Source organism: Actinosynnema sp. NPDC091369 (genome assembly GCF_044757065.1).
In the GTDB taxonomy this organism is placed as follows: domain Bacteria; phylum Actinomycetota; class Actinomycetes; order Mycobacteriales; family Pseudonocardiaceae; genus Actinosynnema.
In genome coordinates, this window is the sequence record NZ_JBIVUG010000017.1 from 43,918 (window position 1) to 64,078 (window position 20,161).

Annotated in this window: 21 protein-coding genes; 7 read left to right on the plus strand and 14 right to left on the minus strand. The window is 71.6% G+C overall.

Annotated features, from left to right (window positions below; translation table 11 throughout):
• Positions 1 to 23: 23 nt before the first annotated feature.
• The 3 genes from ACIQMJ_RS37065 to ACIQMJ_RS37075 all read right to left on the minus strand — a co-directional run bounded on the left by ACIQMJ_RS37065 (position 24) and on the right by ACIQMJ_RS37075 (position 3,447).
• Positions 24 to 572, minus strand: coding sequence for an HIT family protein (locus tag ACIQMJ_RS37065; RefSeq protein ID WP_499765689.1), 549 nt, complete (start codon positions 570 to 572; stop codon positions 24 to 26).
• Positions 569 to 2,617: a threonine--tRNA ligase gene (gene thrS, locus ACIQMJ_RS37070; protein WP_499765690.1), complete on the minus strand. Its 2,049-nt coding sequence runs from the start codon at positions 2,615 to 2,617 to the stop codon at positions 569 to 571. Before thrS ends, ACIQMJ_RS37065 begins: the two co-directional genes overlap by 4 nt.
• Before the next feature lie 122 nt (positions 2,618 to 2,739).
• Complete coding sequence (locus tag ACIQMJ_RS37075) at positions 2,740 to 3,447, minus strand: Clp protease N-terminal domain-containing protein (RefSeq protein ID WP_499765691.1); 708 nt, start codon at positions 3,445 to 3,447, stop codon at positions 2,740 to 2,742.
• A 148-nt stretch (positions 3,448 to 3,595) separates the two neighbouring features.
• Here ACIQMJ_RS37075 and ACIQMJ_RS37080 point away from each other — a divergent pair, with 148 nt between their 5' ends.
• Entirely contained in the window at positions 3,596 to 4,198 is a 603-nt protein-coding gene (locus tag ACIQMJ_RS37080; RefSeq protein WP_499765692.1) for a hypothetical protein, read from the plus strand.
• A gap of 2 nt (positions 4,199 to 4,200) precedes the next feature.
• On the opposite strand, the gene ACIQMJ_RS37085 is transcribed toward ACIQMJ_RS37080, so the two are convergent.
• From ACIQMJ_RS37085 to ACIQMJ_RS37105, 5 genes are read right to left on the minus strand one after another with little or no spacing between them, the layout of a single operon-like run.
• A complete protein-coding gene (locus tag ACIQMJ_RS37085; RefSeq protein ID WP_499765693.1) occupies positions 4,201 to 4,899 on the minus strand; it encodes a FadR/GntR family transcriptional regulator in 699 nt (232 codons plus the stop codon).
• Positions 4,899 to 5,666: a 3-oxoacyl-ACP reductase gene (locus ACIQMJ_RS37090; protein WP_499765694.1), complete on the minus strand. Its 768-nt coding sequence runs from the start codon at positions 5,664 to 5,666 to the stop codon at positions 4,899 to 4,901. Before ACIQMJ_RS37090 ends, ACIQMJ_RS37085 begins: the two co-directional genes overlap by 1 nt.
• A gap of 11 nt (positions 5,667 to 5,677) precedes the next feature.
• Positions 5,678 to 7,036, minus strand: coding sequence for an aldehyde dehydrogenase family protein (locus ACIQMJ_RS37095; RefSeq protein WP_499765695.1), 1,359 nt, complete (start codon positions 7,034 to 7,036; stop codon positions 5,678 to 5,680).
• Positions 7,033 to 7,743, minus strand: coding sequence for a gamma-glutamyl-gamma-aminobutyrate hydrolase family protein (locus ACIQMJ_RS37100; protein WP_499765696.1), 711 nt, complete (start codon positions 7,741 to 7,743; stop codon positions 7,033 to 7,035). The genes ACIQMJ_RS37095 and ACIQMJ_RS37100 overlap by 4 nt, the downstream gene beginning before the upstream one ends.
• Positions 7,724 to 9,064: a glutamine synthetase family protein gene (locus tag ACIQMJ_RS37105; RefSeq protein ID WP_499765697.1), complete on the minus strand. Its 1,341-nt coding sequence runs from the start codon at positions 9,062 to 9,064 to the stop codon at positions 7,724 to 7,726. The genes ACIQMJ_RS37100 and ACIQMJ_RS37105 overlap by 20 nt, the downstream gene beginning before the upstream one ends.
• Positions 9,065 to 9,239: 175 nt before the next feature.
• On the opposite strand from ACIQMJ_RS37105, the gene ACIQMJ_RS37110 reads away from it, so the two are divergent.
• Positions 9,240 to 10,469 carry a hypothetical protein gene (locus ACIQMJ_RS37110; RefSeq protein WP_499765698.1) on the plus strand — a complete coding sequence of 410 codons (1,230 nt, stop codon included), beginning with the start codon at positions 9,240 to 9,242 and terminating at the stop codon, positions 10,467 to 10,469.
• Between the two features lie 52 nt (positions 10,470 to 10,521).
• The gene (eat, locus tag ACIQMJ_RS37115; RefSeq protein WP_499765699.1) at positions 10,522 to 11,937 is read left to right on the plus strand and encodes an ethanolamine permease; all 1,416 of its coding nucleotides are present in this window, start codon (positions 10,522 to 10,524) and stop codon (positions 11,935 to 11,937) included.
• 42 nt (positions 11,938 to 11,979) lie between these two features.
• On the opposite strand, the gene ACIQMJ_RS37120 is transcribed toward eat, so the two are convergent.
• Together ACIQMJ_RS37120 and ACIQMJ_RS37125 are read right to left on the minus strand one after the other, a co-directional pair.
• Entirely contained in the window at positions 11,980 to 12,633 is a 654-nt protein-coding gene (locus ACIQMJ_RS37120; RefSeq protein ID WP_499765700.1) for a hypothetical protein, read from the minus strand.
• Positions 12,630 to 13,145: a SigE family RNA polymerase sigma factor gene (locus ACIQMJ_RS37125; protein WP_499765701.1), complete on the minus strand. Its 516-nt coding sequence runs from the start codon at positions 13,143 to 13,145 to the stop codon at positions 12,630 to 12,632. Before ACIQMJ_RS37125 ends, ACIQMJ_RS37120 begins: the two co-directional genes overlap by 4 nt.
• A gap of 145 nt (positions 13,146 to 13,290) precedes the next feature.
• Here ACIQMJ_RS37125 and ACIQMJ_RS37130 point away from each other — a divergent pair, with 145 nt between their 5' ends.
• Positions 13,291 to 13,752 carry a CAP domain-containing protein gene (locus ACIQMJ_RS37130; protein WP_499765702.1) on the plus strand — a complete coding sequence of 154 codons (462 nt, stop codon included), beginning with the start codon at positions 13,291 to 13,293 and terminating at the stop codon, positions 13,750 to 13,752.
• 57 nt (positions 13,753 to 13,809) lie between these two features.
• Here ACIQMJ_RS37130 and ACIQMJ_RS37135 read toward each other — a convergent pair whose 3' ends face one another.
• A complete protein-coding gene (locus ACIQMJ_RS37135) occupies positions 13,810 to 14,838 on the minus strand; it encodes a serine hydrolase domain-containing protein (RefSeq protein WP_499765784.1) in 1,029 nt (342 codons plus the stop codon).
• A gap of 118 nt (positions 14,839 to 14,956) precedes the next feature.
• Between ACIQMJ_RS37135 and ACIQMJ_RS37140 the strand changes: the two genes are divergently transcribed.
• From ACIQMJ_RS37140 to ACIQMJ_RS37150, 3 genes are all read left to right on the plus strand, one after another.
• Positions 14,957 to 15,820: a 3-hydroxybutyryl-CoA dehydrogenase gene (locus tag ACIQMJ_RS37140; protein ID WP_499765703.1), complete on the plus strand. Its 864-nt coding sequence runs from the start codon at positions 14,957 to 14,959 to the stop codon at positions 15,818 to 15,820.
• Positions 15,821 to 16,358: 538 nt separating this feature from the next.
• Complete coding sequence (locus tag ACIQMJ_RS37145; RefSeq protein WP_499765704.1) at positions 16,359 to 17,357, plus strand: tryptophan dimethylallyltransferase family protein; 999 nt, start codon at positions 16,359 to 16,361, stop codon at positions 17,355 to 17,357.
• A gap of 8 nt (positions 17,358 to 17,365) precedes the next feature.
• Positions 17,366 to 18,733 carry a tryptophanase gene (locus tag ACIQMJ_RS37150; protein ID WP_499765705.1) on the plus strand — a complete coding sequence of 456 codons (1,368 nt, stop codon included), beginning with the start codon at positions 17,366 to 17,368 and terminating at the stop codon, positions 18,731 to 18,733.
• 39 nt (positions 18,734 to 18,772) lie between these two features.
• Here ACIQMJ_RS37150 and ACIQMJ_RS37155 read toward each other — a convergent pair whose 3' ends face one another.
• From ACIQMJ_RS37155 to ACIQMJ_RS37165, 3 genes are read right to left on the minus strand one after another with little or no spacing between them, the layout of a single operon-like run.
• A complete protein-coding gene (locus ACIQMJ_RS37155; RefSeq protein WP_073886767.1) occupies positions 18,773 to 19,366 on the minus strand; it encodes a GTP-binding protein in 594 nt (197 codons plus the stop codon).
• Positions 19,347 to 19,718 (minus strand): DUF742 domain-containing protein, encoded by a 372-nt coding sequence (locus ACIQMJ_RS37160; RefSeq protein ID WP_053718070.1) that lies wholly within the window; start codon positions 19,716 to 19,718, stop codon positions 19,347 to 19,349. The genes ACIQMJ_RS37155 and ACIQMJ_RS37160 overlap by 20 nt, the downstream gene beginning before the upstream one ends.
• The gene (locus ACIQMJ_RS37165) at positions 19,718 to 20,155 is read right to left on the minus strand and encodes a roadblock/LC7 domain-containing protein (protein ID WP_211363642.1); all 438 of its coding nucleotides are present in this window, start codon (positions 20,153 to 20,155) and stop codon (positions 19,718 to 19,720) included. The genes ACIQMJ_RS37160 and ACIQMJ_RS37165 overlap by 1 nt, the downstream gene beginning before the upstream one ends.
• Positions 20,156 to 20,161 lie beyond the last annotated feature (6 nt).

The following is a 20,161-nucleotide window of genomic DNA, read 5'->3' on the forward strand; positions in this document are numbered from 1 at the left end:
CCTGAACGTAGGACTCTCGCGTATCAGTTGGTGGCGGACCAGGCGTCGGCGAGCAGTTGCCTGGTCTCGCCCAGCAGCTGGGGCAGGACCTTGGTGTGGCCGATCACCGGCATGAAGTTGGCGTCACCGCCCCACCGCGGCACCACGTGCTGGTGCAGGTGCGCCGCGATGCCCGCGCCCGCCACCACGCCCTGGTTCATCCCGATGTTGAACCCGTGCGGACCGGCGGCGGAGCGGATCACCCGCATCGCCTTCTGCGTGAACGCGGCGAACTCCGCCGTCTCCGCCCCGGTCAGGTCCGTGTAGTCGGGCACGTGCCGGTACGGCAGCACCATCAGGTGACCGGGGTTGTACGGGTACAGGTTGAGCACCGCGAACACCAGCTCGCCCCGCGCCAGGATCAGCCCCTCGGCGTCGTCCAGCCCGATCACCCGGCAGAACGGGCAGCCCTCCGGCTCGTCGCCGACGGCCTTGCCCTCACCGCGCACGTACGAGAGGCGGTGCGGGGTCCACAGGCGCTGCAACGCGTCGTCGACCCCGACCCCGTCCTGCTCCTCGTACGGCCCGGTCACTGGACGAGTTCCGCCGTCGGCGAGGCGTTCTCCCGCCGGGCCACCCAGTCCACGACCGTCGCCACGGCCCGCTCGACCGGCACGCCGTTGATCTGCGTGCCGTCGCGGAACCGGAACGACACCGCGCCCTGCTCCACGTCCTTGCCGCCCGCGAGCAGCATGAACGGCACCTTCTGCGTGGTGTGGTTGCGGATCTTCTTCTGCATCCGGTCGTCGGAGGCGTCCACCTCGACCCGGATGCCCTTCGCCTTGAGCTGCCCGGCCACCGCGAGCAGGTGGTCGACGTGCTCGTCCGCGATCGGGATGCCCACCACCTGCACCGGCGCCAGCCACGCCGGGAACGCGCCCGCGTAGTGCTCGGTCAGCACGCCGAAGAACCGCTCCACCGAGCCGAACAGCGCGCGGTGGATCATGACCGGGCGCTGCCGGTTGCCATCCGGACCGGTGTACTCCAGCTCGAACCGCTCGGGCAGGTTGAAGTCGACCTGGATGGTGGACATCTGCCAGGTGCGGCCCAGCGCGTCCTTGGCCTGCACGGAGATCTTCGGCCCGTAGAACGCCGCGCCGCCCGGGTCGGGCACCAGCTCCAGGCCGGAGTCCTCGGCCGCGACGCGCAACGCCTCCGTGGCCTTCTCCCACACCTCGTCGGAGCCGACGGACTTCTCCGGGTTGCGGGTCGACAGCTCCAGGTAGAAGTCGTCCAGGCCGTAGTCGCGCAGCAGCCCGAGCACGAAGGACAGCAGCGACTTCAGCTCGTCCTGCACCTGGTCGGGGGTGCAGAAGATGTGCGCGTCGTCCTGCGTCATGCCGCGCACGCGGGTCAGGCCGTGGATCACGCCGGACTTCTCGTACCGGTACACGCCGCCGAACTCGAACATGCGCAGCGGCAGCTCGCGGTAGGACCGGCCCCGCGACTTGAAGATCAGGTCGTGGAACGGGCAGTTCATCGGCTTGAGGTAGTAGTCCTGGCCGGGCTTGCGGACCGTGCCGTCCTCGTTGAGCTCGGCGTCGAGGTGCATCGCCGGGTACATGCCGTCGCGGTACCAGTCGAGGTGCCCGGAGGTCTCGAACAGGTTGCCCTTGGTGATGTGCGGCGAATAGACGAACTCGTAGCCCTCTTCGGTGTGCCGGGCGCGCGAGTAGTCCTCCATGGCCTTGCGGATGACGCCGCCCTTGGGGTGGAACACCGCCAGGCCCGAGCCGATCTCGTCCGGGAAGCTGAACAGGTCCAGCTCGACGCCGAGCTTGCGGTGGTCGCGGCGCTCGGCCTCGGCCAGCAGCTCCAGGTGGGCGTCCAGCGCCTCCTGCGACTCCCACGCCGTGCCGTAGATCCGCTGGAGCTGCGGGTTCTTCTCGTTGCCGCGCCAGTACGCGGCGGCCACGCGGGTGAGCTTGAACGCCGGGATGTGCTTGGTCGTCGGCACGTGCGGGCCGCGGCACAGGTCGCCCCACACCCGGTCGCCGGAGCGCGGGTCGAGGTTGTCGTAGATCGTCAGCTCGCCGCCGCCGACTTCCATCACCTCGGCGGTGTCGACGTCGCTTTTGATGTCCACCAGTTCCAGCTTGAACGGCTCGGAGGCCAGCTCGGACTTGGCGGCGTCGACCGACTCGACCACGCGGCGGTGGAACCGCTGCGCGCCCTTGATGATCGACTTCATGCGCTTCTCCAGCGCGGCGAGGTCGTCGAGCGTGAACGGCTTGTCGACCTGGAAGTCGTAGTAGAAGCCGTCCTTGACCGGCGGGCCGATGCCCAGCTTGGCCTCGGGGAACTGCTGCTGCACGGCCTGCGCCAGCACGTGCGCGGCGGAGTGCCGGATGACGCTGCGGCCGTCGTCGGTGTCGGCGGCGACCGCCTCCACCTCGACGTCGACCTGCGGGGTCCACGACAGGTCGCGCAGGTGGCCTTCGGGGTCGCGCACGACCACGACGGCGTCCGGGCCCTTGCCCGGGAGCCCCGCTTCACGCACCGCCGTCCCCGCGGTGGTCCCCGCCGTCACCACCACGCGCGGTGGGGCGAGAGCGGCTGCGGGACGTGGCTGGGACACGGTGACTCCTCGGTGTGGGGTAGGTCCGTCGACCCTGATGTTATCGGTGCTCACCGAGTCGTTTTCCGGCGCACCGGGTCGGCCGCTCCGGTGTCCCGCGGATCACCCGGTCGGGTGGGCGCTCAGCCGCGGATGAGGGAGGGCAGCGCGTCGGCCGAGGTCACGGCGCGTCCGGTGGTGCGCTGGTAGCGGCGGACGAGGGCGCGGTGGCGGGCCCGGTGGCCGAGCCGGCGTTCGGCGTTCAGCAGCGGGTTGCGGCGCGGGGGCGGGAAGGTCGCGGCCAGGTCGGCGAGCAGGGCGGCGCGGTCGACGCCCGCGGCCTTGAGCACCCACGTGACGCCGGGGTCCATGGCGGTGAGGGCGAGGGCCAGGTGCTCGGGGCGGTGCTCGCGCTCGCGGCGGGCCAGGGCGAGGCGCAGGGAGGCCGAGCAGGACGCCTGGGCGTCCAGGCGCGGGGTGAGGCGGGCGCAGCGCCGCTGTGCCTCCGCCGCGCCGAGCGGGAACAGCGGCTCGCGGCCGGCCGGGCGGTCCAGCGCCGGCCCGCCGTGGCCGAGCAGGCGGTCCAGGTCGACGCCCAACGGGGCGAGCAGCGTGCGGTCGGCGGCGCCGCCGGCCCCGAGAGGCGCGGCGAGGTGCGCGGCGTGCCGGATGGCGGCGGGGGTGGCACCGTGGCGGACGAGGACGTCGGCGACGGCGCGGCCCGCGGCGGTGTCGTCGGCGAGCGCGGCCAGCAGGTGTTCGCTGCCCGTGCGCGGGTGGCCGAGGTCCAGGGCCAGGCGGAGCACGCGGCCCGTGGTGCGTTTCAGGTCGGGGTGGTCGCCTCGGAACACCGGTCAGTCCTCTCGGCCGTACTTGCGGTGGACGGTCTGTCTGGTGACGCCGCGTGATTCACAGCCGGCGGACAGCCGGCGATCAGGATCCGCTCAGGTCGACCACGCACCATGGCGGTCACCAGCACGGGAGAGCAGGAGTTCCGCCATGCCAGACCCGAACCGACCGCCACCCGCCGACCCCGACCGACCGGCGGACCGGACCTCCACCCCACCCGCCGACGCCACGACGCCCGCCGCCGACCACCAGGCAGCCGCCCCCGGCCACCAGGCCACCACCTCGACCGCACCCGGCGATCAGGCCGCCGCACCCTCGGCCGCACCCGGCGACCAGCCGCCGCCCGCCGGCCACCGAACCACCGCACCGCCCGCATCCGGCCACCCGGCCGCCGCACACTCGGCAGCCCCCGCCGACCAGTCCGCAGCCGACCCTGGCCACCAGGCCACCTCGCCGTCAGCCGCAGCCGCAGCCGCCCAACCGGCACCGAACCCCGGCCCGTACCCACCGCCGAACAGCAGGGCGGCGCTCGGTCGGGTCGTCCGGCACCGGGCCACCCAACTGGTCGCCGTCGGGCTGCTCGGCCTCGTCCTCGGCGGCGGGATCGTGACGTTGGCCGATCGGGACCACCACCCGCGCTACGGCGTCGGGGCGGACCGGCCCGGGCACTCGCGGTTCGACGAGCGGGGCGAGCGCGGGGAGCGCGGGGAGCGGGGCCCGGACCGGTGGCCGGGACGCGACTTCGAGCGCTGAGGTCAGGACAGGAAGCCGCGCAGCAGCAGGGCCGTGCCGTCCAGGTGCTCGGCCATCGCCCGCCGCGCGGCCTCCGGGTCGCCCGCCACGATGTGCGTCACGATCAGCTCGTGCTGCTCGTTCGAGTGCGCCAGGTTCGGCGGCAGCAGCGGTATCCGGTCGAGCAGGGCGTTGACCCTGGTCCGGGCGTCGGCGACGGCCGCGGTCAGCGACGGTGAGCCGGTCGCCTCGGCGATGGCCAGGTGCAGCCGCGAGTCCTTGCGCCGGTAGGAGTCCACCGACGCGTCGCGGCACTCGGTCAGCCGGGTGAGCAGGTTGCGCCGCTCCACCGGTCCCAGCGCACGACCGGCGGCGCACTCCGCGGCACCGGTCTCCACCGCCGCGCGCAACGTCACCGCGTCCGCCAGCTCGGCGGGGTCGACCCGGCGGTCCGGGGCGGGCGCGGGCAGCGGCGAGTTCACGAACGTCCCGCCGTAGCGGCCACGCCGGGACTCGACGTACCCGGCGTCCTGGAGTGACCGGATCGCCTCTCGCAGCGTCACCCGGCTGACACCCAACCGGGTCGCGAGGTCGCGTTCCGCGGGCAACCGCTCCCCCGGCCCGACCACGCCGAGCCGGATCGCCTGCATGAGCCGCTCCACCGTTTCCTCGAACGCGTTGCCCGCCCGCACGGGGCGGAACAACGCGTCCTGCAACGGCATCACAGCGGTGTCACGTAGGCACCGGCGATACCGCCGTCCACCAGGAAGTTCGACGCGGTGATGAACGACGAGTCGTCACTGGCCAGGAACGCCACCGCCGCGGCGATCTCCTCCGGCTCGGCGAACCGGCCCAGCGGCACGTGCACCAGCCGCCGCGCGGCCCGCTCCGGGTCCTTCGCGAACAGCTCCCGCAGCAACGGCGTGTTCACCGGTCCGGGTGACAGCGCGTTGACCCGGACGCCCTGCCGGGCGAACTGCACGCCGAGCTCGCGGCTCATCGCCAGCACCCCGCCCTTGGACGCGGTGTACGAGATCTGGGACGTCGCCGCGCCCATCGTCGCCACGAACGACGCGGTGTTGATCACCGAGCCGCGGCCCCGCTCCAGCATGTGCGGGATCGCGTACTTGCAGCACAGGTACACCGAGGTCAGGTTGACCTTCTGCACCCGGTCCCACGCCTCGATGCCCGTGGTCAGGATCGAGTCGTCGTCGGGCGGCGAGATGCCGGCGTTGTTGAAGGCGACGTCCACCGACCCGTAGGTGTCCACAGTGGTCTGGTAGAGCGCCGACACCTGCTCCTCGTCGGTCACGTCGACCTGGACGAACAGCCCGCCCACCTCGTCGGCCGCGGCCTTGCCGGACTCCGCGTCGACGTCCGCGACGACGACCTTCGCCCCCTCGGACGCGAGCCGCCGCACCGACGCCAGCCCGATGCCGCTGCCGCCGCCGGTCACCACGGCAACCCGGCCCTCAAGTCGCACAACCATGTCTCTCCCAATCAGTGAGCGATGAAGACGTTCTTGGTCTCGGTGAACGAGTCGAGGGCGTCGGGCCCCAGCTCGCGGCCCAACCCGGACTGCTTGAACCCGCCGAACGGCGTCCAGTACCGCACCGACGAGTGCGAGTTGACCGAGAGGTTCCCCGCCTCGACGGCGCGCGACACGCGCAGCGCCCGCCCCACGTCCCGCGTCCAGATCGACCCGGACAGGCCGTAGGCGCTGTCGTTGGCCAGCCGCACGGCGTCCTCCTCCTCGGCGAACGGCAGCACGGCCACCACCGGCCCGAAGATCTCCTCCACGGCCGCCCGGTCGCCGGGCGCGACGGGCGCGAGCACCGTGGGCGGGAACCAGAAGCCCGCACCCGACGGGGCCGGCCCGCGGAACGCCACCGGCGCGTCGGCCGGCACGTAGGACGCGACCCTCTCCCGGTGCGCGGCCGAGATCAGCGGCCCCATCTCGGTGGCCTCGTCGCCCGGCGCGCCCACCACGACGGCCTTGACCGCGGGTTCCAGCAGCTCCATGAACCGGTCGTAGACCGACGCCTGCACCAGGATGCGGGAGCGCGCGCAGCAGTCCTGGCCCGCGTTGTCGAACACCCCGTACGGCGCGGTGGCCGCCGCGCGTTCCAGGTCGGCGTCGGCGAAGACGATGTTGGCCGACTTGCCGCCCAGCTCCAGCGTCACCCGCTTCACCTGCTCCGCGCAGCCGGCCATGATCTGCTTGCCGACACGGGTGGACCCGGTGAACACGACCTTGCGCACGTCGGGGTGCGTGACGAACCGCTGCCCCACCACCGGCCCGGCGCCGGGCAGCACCTGGAACACGTCCGGCGGGATGCCGGCCTCGAGCGCCAGCTCGGCCAACCGCAGCGCCGTCAACGGCGTCAGCTCGGCGGGCTTGAGCACCACCGCGTTCCCCGCCGCCAGCGCGGGCGCGAAGCCCCACGCCGCGATGGGCATGGGGAAGTTCCAGGGCACGATCACGCCGACCACGCCCACCGGCTCGTGGAAGGTCACGTCGAGCCCGCCCGGCACGGGGATCTGCTTGCCGAACAACCGCTCCGGCGCGGCCGAGTAGTAGTGCAGCACGTCGCGGACGTTGCCCGCCTCCCACCGCGCGTTGCCGATGGTGTGCCCGGCGTTGAGCACCTCCAGCGCGGCCAGCTCCTCCACCGCGCCGTCGACCGCCTCGGCGAACCGGCGCAGCAGCCTGGCCCGGTCACCGGGGGCGACCGCGCGCCACGCGGGCAGCGCCGCCGACGCGCGGGCGATCGCCGCGTCGGTCTCCTCCACCGTCGCCAGCGGCACCGAGCGGACCACCTCCTCGGTGGCCGGGTTGATGACGTCGAACGTGGTCACTTCACACTCCTGTCGCGGGTGGCGGCCACAAGCGCCGCGAACAAGCGGTCGTCCTCGGTGTCGGCCTCGGGGTGCGACTGCACGCCGAGCACGAATCGCGCGCCCGGCAGCTCCACGGCCTCCACCGTGCCGTCCGGCGCGCCCGCGACCACCCGCAGGCCGTCGCCGAGGACGTCCAACGCCTGGTGGTGGTGGCAGAACACGGTGGTCGCGAGGCCGACGACCGAGGCGAGCACCGAGCCGGGCGCGACCGCGATCCCGGTGTGCTCGAACACGGCGGGGGCCGGGTTGTGGCCCTCGACGTGCTGGACCAGCGTGCCGCCCAGCGCCACGTTGAGCACCTGCATGCCCCGGCACACGGCCAGCAGCGGCAGGTCGAGCTTGAGCGCCGCGCGGGCCAGGCTCAGCTCGGCGGCGTCGCGCTCGGGCCGCGCCGGTCCCGTGCGCGGGTCGCGCGGCCGGCCGTACAGCGCGGGGTCGACGTCCGCGCCGCCCGCCAGCACCAGGCCGTCGAGGAACGCGACGCTGTCGGCGTCCCACTCGCCGACCGGCGGCAGCAGCACCGGGTTGCCGCCCGCGCGCACCACCGAGTCGAGGTAGTCGCGGTGCAGCACCGCCGCTTCCACGTCCCAGACGCCGAACCGCGCCCGTTCCAGGTAGGTGCTGACGCCGATCAGCGGCCGCGCCCTAGAGCCGTTCGAAACCACGGATGCGCTCCCAGTCCGTCACCGCCGAGTCGAACGCGGCCAGCTCCACCCGGGCCGCGTTGAGGTAGTGCTCGACCACGTCCTGCCCGAACGCCTCGCGCGCCACCTCGCTGCGGGCCAGCAGGGACGCGGCGTCGCGCAGCGTGGTGGGCACGGTCGGCTTGTCGGAGGCGTAGGCGTTGCCGACGAACTCCTCCTCCAGCGGCAGCTCGTTGTCCACGCCGTGCAGGCCGGCCGCGATCAGCGCGGCGACCGCCAGGTAGGGGTTCACGTCCGCGCCGGGCACCCGGTTCTCGAACCGCAGCGACTGGCCGTGCCCGACCACGCGCACCGCGCACGTCCGGTTGTCCTTGCCCCACGCCACCGCGGTCGGCGCGAAGCTGCCCTGCGCGAACCGCTTGTAGGAGTTGATGTTCGGGGCCAGGAAGTAGGTCAGCTCGCGCAGCGCCGCGAGCTGACCGGCCATGAAGTGGTCCATGAGCCGCGACCGGCCGCGCCCCTCGGCGAACACCGGCTCGCCGTCCGCCGAGCGCAGGCTCAGGTGGATGTGGCAGGAGCTGCCCTCGCGCTCGTTGTACTTCGCCATGAACGTGATCGACTTGCCGTGCTGCGCCGCGATCTCCTTGGCGCCGGTCTTGTAGATGCTGTGGTTGTCGCAGGTCGCCAGCGCCTCGGTGTAGCGGAAGGCGATCTCGTGCTGGCCGGGGTTGCACTCGCCCTTGGCCGACTCGACCACCATGCCCGCGCCCGCCATGTGGTTGCGGATGGCCCGCAGCAGCGGCTCGATCCGGGCCGTGCCGAGCAGCGAGTAGTCGACGTTGTACTGGTTGGCGGGCGTGAGGTCGCGGTACCCGCGGTTCCAGGCGTCCTCGTAGGTGTCGTCGAAGACGATGAACTCCAGCTCGGTGCCGACGAACGCGCTCAGGCCCCGTTCGGCGAGCCGGTCGAGCTGGCGCTTGAGGATCTGGCGCGGCGAGGCCACCACCGGCCCGCCGTCCTCCCAGACCAGGTCGCACATGACCAGCGCGGTGCCCTCGTGCCACGGGACGCGGCGCAGCGTGGACAGGTCCGGCTTCATCACGAAGTCGCCGTAGCCGCTGTCCCACGACGACATGGCGTAGCCGCCGACGGTGTTCATCTCCACGTCCACGGCCAGCAGGTAGTTGCAGCCCTCGGCGGCGTGCGGCAAAACCTCGTCCACGAAGTAGCGCGCCGCGCAGCGCTTGCCCTGGAGGCGGCCCTGCATGTCGACCACGGCGACCAGCACCGTGTCGATCTCCCCGGCGTCCACGAGCACGCGCAACTCCTCCACGGCGAGCATCCGCAGTACCTCCAAAGGTATGACAGCGAGCCATTGGACGCCTCATCCTGACACCTTCGAGTGAAGGCCGCCACACCCGTATCCGGTGACCCGCACCCAACCCGACTAGCGGTCTCGCGCGCGGCTCCGACTCACTACGGTCCACAACCACAGCGGCTCACCGGAGGGGGATCGGGTGGACACGCGGGCGTGGCAGTCGATGCAGGCGAACCTGGCGCCGAACCCGGCAGCGGCCCTGGGGCGTTCGTACGTGTGGGGCGGGATGGTGGCGACCCTCATCGCCGCGGTGTTCCTGCTCACCGGCTCGTGGTTCCTGCTCGGACTCACCGAGCCGCCGATCAGCGTCGAGTCCCTGACCAGGCAGAGCACCTGGATGGTCATCCTGGAGGTCGTGTGCCTGCGGATGACGTGGAACGTCGTCAGCCACGGCAACAACCTGTTCCTCGTCAGCCCGCGGCTGGGCTGGGTCAGCGTGTCGTCCGGCGCGATCGCGTTCGTCCTGGTCTTCCTGGCCCTGCTGCGGGACCTGCGCGCGCTGCCGCACTCCGGCGGTGTGCTGGAAGGCGAGTTCACCTGGCGGACCGCCGTGCTGGTCGGCGTGCTGCTGTGCGGGCTGCACCTGCTCAGGCAGGGCAACTCCCTGTTCGCGGCGTCGAAGCGGCTGCTGACCAGGACCGTCCGGCGGCCGGGCGACCTGGCCGACGTGGACTACAGCCTCTACCTGAGGACGTTCGACGAGGACCACCGGCTCTCCGGCGTGCAACGGTTCTCGCCGATCAAGCGTGCGCTGCGGAGCCTCTTCATCGTGGAAATGTCGGAGGAGGAGTTGCTGATCGACGCCTTGTCCCGGATGGACGCGACCATGGTGACGGTCGGCAAACCCGGCGAGGTGGTGCCGCACATCGGCGCGTGGCGGGTGTACCTCCCGCTCGAGGACTGGCAGGCGCCGGTCCGGCGGTTCATGCGCGGGGCTCGGCACGTGGTGCTGGTCCTGGGCTGGGGCGCGGGCACGCTGTGGGAACTGGCGGAGGCGATGCGCGTGCTGCCGCCGGAACGGCTCGTCCTGGTGGTGACGATGGGCCGCGAGGAGTACGAGCGGTTCCGCGTCGAAGCGGCCGGGACGGTGCGCGCCCACGCGGCGCGGCACCCGAGGGACGACGGGGAGGAGTGGACACCACCCGCGCTGCCCGCCCACGCCGGTGACGGCGACATCCCTTCGCCCGTGCGCGCGCTGATCCACTTCTCACCGGGCTGGCAGGGGCACTTCGTGCCGGTGCGCCGGTACTCCCCGATCCACAACTCCCTGCGCATCGCGGTCACCAGAGCCGCGCACCCGGCGTTCGTCCGGCTGGGCTACCCGCCGCGGGGTCCGCTCCGCCTCGTGCCTGTTGACACCGTCAGGTGATCCACGCCACCCTCCCTGCAAAGGAGCGCGTCTGACCCATTAGGGAGCGCAGATGGCCAAGCACGTCGAGTACGAGAAGGTGGGCAGCGACTACCTGGAGCACCGGCAGCTCAAGCGGGGCGCGGCGGGCTGGGTGCTGTTGGCGGGGCTCGGGGTCTCCTACGTCATCTCCGGCGACTTCGCCGGGTGGAACTTCGGCCTCGCCCAGGGCGGCTGGGGCGGTCTGCTGGTCGCGACGATCCTCATGGGCGCCATGTACACGTGCATGGTGTTCGGCTTGGCCGAGCTCGCCGCCGCGCTGCCGGTCGCCGGCGCCGGGTACGGCTTCGCGCGCCGGGCGCTGGGCCCGCTGGGCGGTTTCGCGACGGGCATCGCGATCCTGGTCGAGTACGCCATCGCGCCCGCCGCGATCGTCGTGTTCATCGGCGACTACGTGCAGGCGTTGGGGCTGTTCGGGCTCACCAGCTCGTGGCCGGTGTACCTGGTCTGCTACGCGATCTTCGTCGGCGTGCACCTCTTCGGCGTCGGCGAGGCGTTGCGGCTGATGTTCGTGATCACCGGGGTCGCGGTGGTGGCGCTGATCGCGTTCGTGGTCGGGATGGTGCCGCGGTTCGACTCGGCCAAGCTGTTCGACATCGGGGACGGCAGCTTCCTGCCGTTCGGGGTGACGGGCGCGCTGGGCGCGCTGGTGTACGCGATCTGGTTCTTCCTCGCGGTCGAGGGCGTGCCGCTGGCGGCGGAAGAGGCGCGCGACCCGAAGAAGGACATGCCGCGCGGGATCATCGGCGCGATGCTGGCGCTGCTGGTGTTCGCGGCGGCGATCCTGGTGTTCGCGCCCGGCGGCGCGGGCTCGGCGGCGTTGATGTCGTCGGGCAACCCGCTGCCCGAGGCGGTGCGGGCGGCCTACGGCGGCGACAACGCGCTCGCGCGGGTGGTGAACTACGTGGGCCTGGCCGGGCTCGTGGCGTCGTTCTTCTCGATCATCTTCGCGTACTCGCGGCAGCTGTTCGCGCTGTCGCGCGCGGGTTACCTGCCGCGCTGGCTGTCCAGGACCGGCAAGCGCAAGACGCCGTACCTGGCGCTGATCGTGCCCGGCACGATCGGGTTCGTCCTCGCCGCGATCCTCAAGAGCGGCGCGACGCTGATCAACGTCGCGGTGTTCGGCGCGGCGCTGTCGTACGTGCTGATGATGGTGTCGCACATCGTGCTGCGCGTGCGGGAGCCGGGGTTGGCGCGGCCGTACCGGACGCCCGGCGGCGTCGTCACCACCGGGGTGGCGCTGGTGCTCGCGGTGGCGGCGGTCGTGGCGACGTTCTTCGTGGACGAGCTGGCCGCCGGCATCACCGCGGGCATCGTCGTGGTGGCGCTGGCCTACTTCTGGTTCTACAGCAGGCACCACCTGGTGGCCGCCGCCCCGGAGGAGGAGTTCGCCGCCATCGCCCAGGCCGAGCGGGAGCTCGAGGACTGACCCGGCGGGTCGGGTGGCGGCCTCGCACCGCCACCCGACCGCTCACCAGCCCCCGGCGCGCGGGTACGGCACCTCGACGCCGTCGGCGCGGACGATCGCGGCGAACGCGTCCAACGGCCGCGTGACGTCGCCGTACCGGCGGACCTCGTCGCGGGACACCGCGCCGCAGTTCATGTCGAACCTGACCACCTGCCGACTCCCGTCGGGATGGCCGAGGACGATCTGGTACTGGAGGCGCGCGGGCAGCGGGCAGACCACGTTCGCCATCTCGTGCGCCTTCCTCGGTTCCAGCTCGTTCATCGCGCGGACCACGGTCGCGACGTCGTGCTCGATCTCGTAGCGGGACAGGATGGTCGACCCGCCGTAGACGCAGAGCAGGGCGTTCACCGCGGACTCCTCCGCCACCGGCTCGGCCGACTCCACCGGCGGGTACGGGCGCTCCACGAGTTCGGCGGGGCAGTCGAGGACGGGCGTCACCGCGATCGGCGGCGGGGTGGCGGCCGGGCTCTCCTCCCGGGCCGAGCCGAACCACTGGGCGCTCGCCAGCGCGCCCGCGGTCAGCGCCACGGCGACGGCCGACGCCACCACCCCGCGGGTCCGGCGCCGCCGCCGCACCCGGCGGCCCACCTCCACCAGCCGGTCGACTTCCGGCAGCTCCGGCACCGCGTCCACCAACAGCTCGCGCAGGCCCTTCACAGCACTACCCCCTCTTCCACCAACGTCCGGAGCATGGCGTCCTCCCGCAGCACGGCGAGCGCGCGCGACGTGTGCGTCTTGATCGACCCGGTGGAGCAGCCGAGCACGCGGGCCGCGTCCTCCACGCTGCAGTCCTCGAAGAACCGCAGCACCACCACGGCCCGCTGCCGGCTGCTCAACCGCGCGAGCCGACCGCGCACGGCCAGCCGCACCACGGCGTCGCCCGCCACGTCCTCCCGCGTCACGGTCTCGGGCACGGCGGCGGACGGCGTCTCGGCCCGCCACCGCCGCCGCCACCAGGTCATGTACGTCGTGTAGAGCACGCGCCGGGCGTAGGCGGCGGGCTCGTCGACCTTCGACCAGCGCTCCCACAACCGGACGAGCACCACCTGGGCCAGGTCCTCGGCCTTGTGGGCGTCGCCGGTGAGCAGCCAGGCCGCGCGGACCAGCGCGTCGGACCGCTCGGCGACGAACTCGGCGAACCCCTCGGGGGATCGCGGATCACTGCGCATCGTTACCTCCACCCCCAAGACGACCCACGTCCCGGAGTCGGTTGACACGCCGTCATCACGGTTCCACCGATCGTGGAATACAAGTCCTCCCGCGAGTGGGAACCCCTTGACAGCAGAGGTCCCGCCCACGAGGAGGAGAACGATCATGAAGCGCAGCGCGTTCACCGCCGCGGCGGCCATCGCGGCACTGCTGTCCACGGCCGCCCCGGCACTCGCCGCGCCCACTCTCGAAGACCGGGTTCTGGCTCTGACGAACGGGGAACGCTCCGCCGTGGGCTGCCCGGCCCTGACGCCCAACGCCCAGCTGGCGGCGGCGGCCAAGCGGCACAGCGACGACATGGCGCGCACCGGGAACTTCAGCCATACCGGCTCGGACGGCAGCACAGCGGCACAACGGGCCACCGATGCGGGGTATCACTTCCGGATGATGGCGGAGAACATCGCCGCCGGTCAGGGCACCGCGGAGGAGGTCGTGAGCGCGTGGATGGACAGCGAGAGCCACCGGGCCAACATCGTGAACTGCGAACTGCGCGACCTCGGCGTGGCCCACACCGCCGACGGCAGCAACAAGATCTACTGGACGCAGGACTTCGGTGTCACGGGCTGACCCTCCCGCCGGGTTCGCACCCGCCGTCGCCGACGGGTGCGAACGTCCGGGCGGGCGTCAGCAGTAGATCGAGCCGAACAACCCGATGACCTCCTCCCCCGGCACGTCGGCGGGCAGCGGGTTGTAGGACAACGTCGCCCGCCTGCCGTCGTCGGCCCGCGTGGCGTAGGTGCGGTAGCCGATCAGCTCGCCGCCGTGACCCCACACCGAGCGGCCGCACGGCAGGTCGAACCGCTGCAACCCCAGCCCGTAGGCGAAGATCGTGCCGGTGTCCTCCACCGTCTGCCGCATGGCGTCGAGGGACGCCGCGCTGGTCAACCCGCCGCTCAGCAGCGCGTCGAAGAACCGGTCGAGGTCCTCGGCGGTGGAGATCATCTCGCCCGCCGCCCAGTCCAGGGACGGGTTCATCAGCGTCGCGTCGACCAGTCGCCCGTCGACCTCGGTGTAGCCGCGGGCGTGCGGGTGGGGCAGACCGGGCCACTGCCCCGGCACGACCGTGTGCGCGAGGCCGAGCGGGCGCAGGATGCGGGAGCGCACCTCGTCGCCGTACGCCCGGCCGGTCACCCGCTCGATCAGCATCCCGGCGACGACGTAGTTGGTGTTCGAGTAGTGCCACCCCTTCCCGGGGTCGAAGTAGGACGGCCGGGCGAACGCCACGTCCAGCAGCTGCCGCGGCTGGTAGGTGCGGAACCGGTCCGCGCCGCGCCACCGGTTGGTCGAGTAGCCCTCCTCGTGCATGTAGTCGTAGAGGCCGCTGGTGTGGTTGAGCACCTGGCGCACGGTGGGCCGGTCGCCGTTGAGGCCCCGGGGCACGCCGGCGACGTACCGGTCCGCGGGGTCGTCCAGCCCGACCCTGCCCTCGTCCACGAGTTGCAGCACGACGGTGGCCACGAACGCCTTCGTCGTGCTGCCGATCCGGAAGTGCCCGCCCACCGACGCCTCACCCGCCGCGTCCGCCCGGGTGCCGGCGGAGTCCTGCACAGTCAGCAGCGCGCCGGACGCCCACCCCTGCTGCACCCACCCGTCCAGCGCGGGAAAGGTGCCGGTCACGGCCAGCAGCACGCCGGCGATCGCAGTGTTGATCATCACGGGGACCACGCTAGGCACCGCCGCGGCGGCCGGTAATGAGGAGCACCACCCGGTCGACTGGGGAAAACCACAGTCGGGACGTGCCCCGCCGTGACGCCCCTGGCAGGATCGGGGCGTGAGTGACATTCAACGTGTTGGAGTGGTGGGATCGGGCCTGATGGGCTCCGGCATCGCCGAGGTCTGCGCGCGGGCCGGGCTGGACGTGCTGGTGTCCGAGGTCAGCCCGGAGGCCACCGAGGCCGCGCGGGGGCGGATCGCCTCGTCGCTCGGCCGGGGTGTGCGCAGCGGCAAGCTGTCCGCCGAGGACCGCGACGCCGCACTGAAGCGCCTGCGGTTCACCACCGACCTCGCCGACTTCGCCGACCGGAACCTGGTCGTGGAAGCCGTCGCGGAGAACGAGCAGGTCAAGACCGAGGTGTTCGCGGCGCTGGACAAGGTCGTCGTGGACCCGGACGCGATCTTCGCGTCCAACACCTCCTCGATCCCGATCATGAAGCTGGGCATGGCCACCAGCCGTCCCGAGCAGGTCATCGGCGTGCACTTCTTCAACCCGGTGCCGGTGTTGAAGCTGGTGGAGCTGGTGCCGTCGCTGCTGACCGGCGACAAGACCAGGGCCAGGGCCGAGGCGTTCGTGACCGGGGTGCTGCACAAGGAGGTCATCCGCTCGCAGGACCGCGCCGGGTTCGTGGTCAACGCCCTGCTGATCCCCTACCTGCTGTCCGCGATCCGGATGCTGGAGTCCGGGTTCGCCAGCGCCGAGGACATCGACAACGGCATGGTGCTCGGCTGCGCGCACCCGATGGGTCCGCTGCGCCTGACCGACCTGATCGGCCTGGACACCACCAAGGCCATCGCCGAGTCGATGTACGAGGAGTTCAAGGAGCCGCTGTACTCGCCGCCGCCGTTGCTGCTGCGCATGGTGGACGCGGGGCTGCTGGGCAAGAAGAGCGGGCGCGGGTTCCACAACTACGCGTCCTGACACCGACGCCGCGCCCGGTCCGGGCGTGCACGGGGCCGTCGATCCGGGTGATCGGCGGCCCCGTCCGCGTGTCCGGGCCGCTTTACCACAAGGCGGACGCCGTCGTCACGCGCAGGACGGCACGAACAATTAACAGCAACGTCTTGAATGGTGGACTGCATTAGCCGGCAAACGACCGACCGTACCTCGGCCCGGCGTCGGGACAAAATGCCACGATCCGTCATCGGACCGCCGCGCGGGATTAGTGCGAAAGACTGACGCGGACCTCGTCAATAGGCCGTTCGGAGCAGTCTTGATTACCGTCCCCGTCCTCGTGACTACTGATCGACAGGACCTGTGACCTGCCTTTAGAGTGCCCTACGTCACGCTACGGCCGCCTGGTGGACAAGATTGCTTCGCCTAGCGTAACTTTCGACTCGCCCCCCACGAGGAGAACCCCGCCTTGGACCCTCAAAAAGTAGCCATACGCGATTTCACGGGCCGCCAGCTCAGCGCCCTGCTGCATTCTCTGGGCATCACGGAAAACACCGTCAAATCCGTGGGACTGCTCGCGGACGCGCTCGGGCCCGGCGGTCTCCGCCCGGTTTCCACCAGCCCCGAGTGGCCGTCCGACGTGGCCGACGACCACACCCCGGTGGAGTTCTCCACGGCGTTCGCCGCGGGCGAGGCACCGGTGCTCCGCACCATCGTCGAACCCACGGCGACCAGGCCGTCCCGTGCCGCCAACACGGCCGCGGCGCTCGCCGCGCTGGACCGGATGAAGCGTCGCGGGAACCTCGACACCCGTCGTTTCGACGCGGTGAAGGACCTGTTCCTGCCGGCCGACCCGGAACGTGATTTCACCTTCTGGTACTCGTTGGTGTTCCGCCCCGACGAAGCCCCCGCGGTGAAGGTGTACTTCAACCCTGAAGTGCGTGGCGAAGCCGCCGCCGAGGAGTTGGTCCGCGAGGGTCTGGACCGGACCGGTTTCGCCGCCGGTTTCCCGGTGCTGCGGACGCACGCGGTGACCCGGCCGGGACTGGACAGGTATTCCTTCTTCGCGCTCGACCTCGTCGAACAACGGCGCGCCCGGGTGAAGGTCTACATCTCCCACCACGCCGCAGATGTAACGGACGTCACGCGGGCCGCGAAGGCCGCGCGCGGGGTCGATGTGGACAGGGTGCCCGATTTCTGCCTGCTCACCGGCGGCAACACCGGAACGTTCGACAAGCGCCCGCTGATTTCCAGCTACACGTTCCTGGACGGCGACGCCGACGCGCCCAGCGGCTATTCCCTGTACGTGCCGATCCGGGACTACGTGGCCGACGACGAAGAAGCCCGCCGGCGGGTGCTCGCGGTGATGGCCAAGTACGACCTGGACCCCACCCAGTTCGACAGCGCCCTGCGCACCATCGCCCGACGGCCGCTGGACGAGGGCGTCGGCCTGATCGCCCACGTGTCGCTGCGCATGGGCAGGCCGCGTCCCGGCATCACGGTCTACCTCTCGTCCGAGGCGTACGACGTGGCCTCACCCCGTTCGATCAGCCTGGCAGGCTAGGAGCACCCATGCCCACGATGGAGCCGTACCGCATCAAGGTCGTGGAGCCCATCCCGATCACCACGCGCGCGCACCGCGAGCGGGCGCTGGCCGCCGCCGGGTACAACCCGTTCAACCTCGCCGCCACCGACGTGACGATCGACCTGCTCAGCGACTCGGGCACCGGCGCCCTGTCGGCCGAGCAGCAGGCGGCGGGACTGCGCGGTGACGAGACCTACGCGGGTGCGCGCTCCTACTACCGGTTCCACGACGTGGTGCAGGACCTGACCGGCTACCCCCACGCGTTCCCCGTCCACCAGGGGCGCGCGGCCGAGCGGATCCTGTTCACCGCGCTGCTCAAGCCGGGCCAGGTCAGCGTCAGCAACACGCACTTCGACACCACGCGGGCGAACGTCGAGATCCTCGGCGGCACGGCGCTCGACCTGCCGTGCCGGGCCGCCCGGGACCTCGACGACGACGCGCCGTTCAAGGGCGACATCGACCTGGAGGCGCTGGAAGCCGTCCTGTCCGGGCCCCAGGACGTCGCCCTCGTGCTGCTCACCATCACCAACAACGGTGGCGGCGGGCAGCCGGTGTCGATGGCCAACATCAAGGCGGCGGGTGAGCTCGCCCGACGCCACGGCGTGCCGTTCTTCCTCGACGCGGCGCGGTTCGCGGAGAACGCGTGGCTGGTCACGCAGCGCGAGCCGGGTTACGAGAACCACACGCCGCGGCAGGTCGCGGAGGAGGCGTTCCGGCTGGCCGACGGGTGCGTGGCCAGCCTGAAGAAGGACGCCATCGTCCACATGGGAGGGTTGCTCGCGCTCCGCGACCCCGAGCTGGCCGCCCGGTGCGAGCTGCTGCTGATCGCGACCGAGGGCTTCCGCACCTACGGCGGTCTCTCCGGTCGCGACCTGGAGATGCTGGCGCAGGGCCTGCTGGAGGTCACCGACCCGGAGTACCTGCGGGCCCGGGCCGACGCCACCGCGTACGTGGCGGAGCTGGCCCGGGCGGCGGGGGTGGACAGCGTGCGGCCGACCGGCGTGCACGCGGTGTACCTCAACGCCGGGCGCCTGCTGCGGCACCTGCCGCCGAGCCGCTTCCCGGGGTTCGCGCTGGCCACCGAGCTGTACCTGGCCGGCGGCATCCGGTGCGCCGAGCTGGGCTCGCTGTACCTCGGTGAGCTCGACGACGCGGGCGAGCTGCTCAAGCCCGCGCCGTACGAGCTGGTCCGCCTCGCCATCCCGCGCCGGGTGTACACCCAGAGCCACCTGGAGTACGTCGGCGAGACACTGGCGGAGATCGCGAAGGACCCGGAACGGGTGCCGGGGTACCGGTTGACGCACGTGCCGAAGCTGCTGCGGCACTTCAACTGCCGGCTCGAACCGGTGGTGTAGCCGGGTGGTGGGTGACCGGCACGCCGGTCACCCACCACCTCACGCCATGGCGTCGAGCCGGTCCATGGTGTGCTGGATCAGGCTCACCAGCACGGTCTTGGCCGACTCGCGGTCCCGCGCGTCGCACAGCACGAGCGGGATGGCGGCGTCCACGTCCAGGGCCCGCCGCACCTCCTCGACCTCGTAGCTGTGCGCGCCCTCGAAGCAGTTCACCGCGATGATGAACGGGATGCCGCGCCGCTCGAAGAAGTCGATCGACGGGAAGCTGCTGTCCAGCCGCCGCGTGTCGACCAGGATCACCGCGCCGATCGCGCCGTAGGCCAGCTCGTCCCACATGAACCAGAACCGGTTCTGGCCCGGCGTGCCGAACAGGTACAGCACCACCTCGGGGTTGATGGTGATGCGGCCGAAGTCGAGCGCGACCGTGGTCGTCTCCTTCGACTCCAGGCCCAGCACGTCGTCGACGCCGACACCGGCCTCGGTGAGCAGCTCCTCGGTGTGCAGCGGCGGTATCTCGCTGACCGAGTTGACCATCGTCGTCTTCCCGGTGCCGAAACCACCGGCGATGACGATCTTCACTGGGGTGGGGACGAGCAGTTCCCCACCCGGCCGCTCAGATTCCACGGACACCATCCAACACCGCCTGGAGCAGGTTCCGGTCCGGCACCTGCGGGACTCGGGAGGGGTCTCGGATCACGACGTCACCGCGTTGGATGAGGTCGCTCAGCAGCACCTTGACGACGACCAGCGGCACGTCGAGGTACGCGGCGACCTCGGCCACGGACAGCGGTCGCCGGCACAGCTCCATGATCTCCATGTGCTCGACCGACAACGCGTCCGGGTCCGACGGCGACGGCATCGCGCGCACCTGGGTCACCAGGTGCAGCTCCGGTCGCAGCGGCCGGGTCCGGCCGCGCACCATCGCGTACGGGCGGACCAGCGGGCCCGCCGCCTCGTCGTACCACCAGTCCTCGCGGCCGGCCATCAGGACGACCTTCGGGCGGCGGGCAGGCTCGCCGCGGTCGTGCCGCGCGGCGCCGACGACAGGTAGGTGCCGACCCGCTTGACCAGCATGTTCATCTCGTAGGCGATCATGCCCATGTCGGAGTCCTCTTCGCCCAGGACGGCCAGGCAGGCGCCGTGGCCGGCCGCGGTGACGAAGAGGTAGGCGTGCTCCATCTCGACGATGGTCTGCCGCACGGCGCCGCCGCCGAAGTGCCGCCCCGTGCCGCGGGCCAGGCTCTGGAACGCCGAGGCCATCGCCGACAGGTGGTCCGAGTCGTCCTTCGACAACCCGGGCGAGCGGCCCAGCAGCAGACCGTCGGCCGAGAGGACCACCGCGTGCCGAGCTCCGACCACCCGGCCGACCAGGTCCTCCAACAACCAGTTCAGTTCGTTGTGCTGGCTGGTCATGTCGTTCATCGGGTT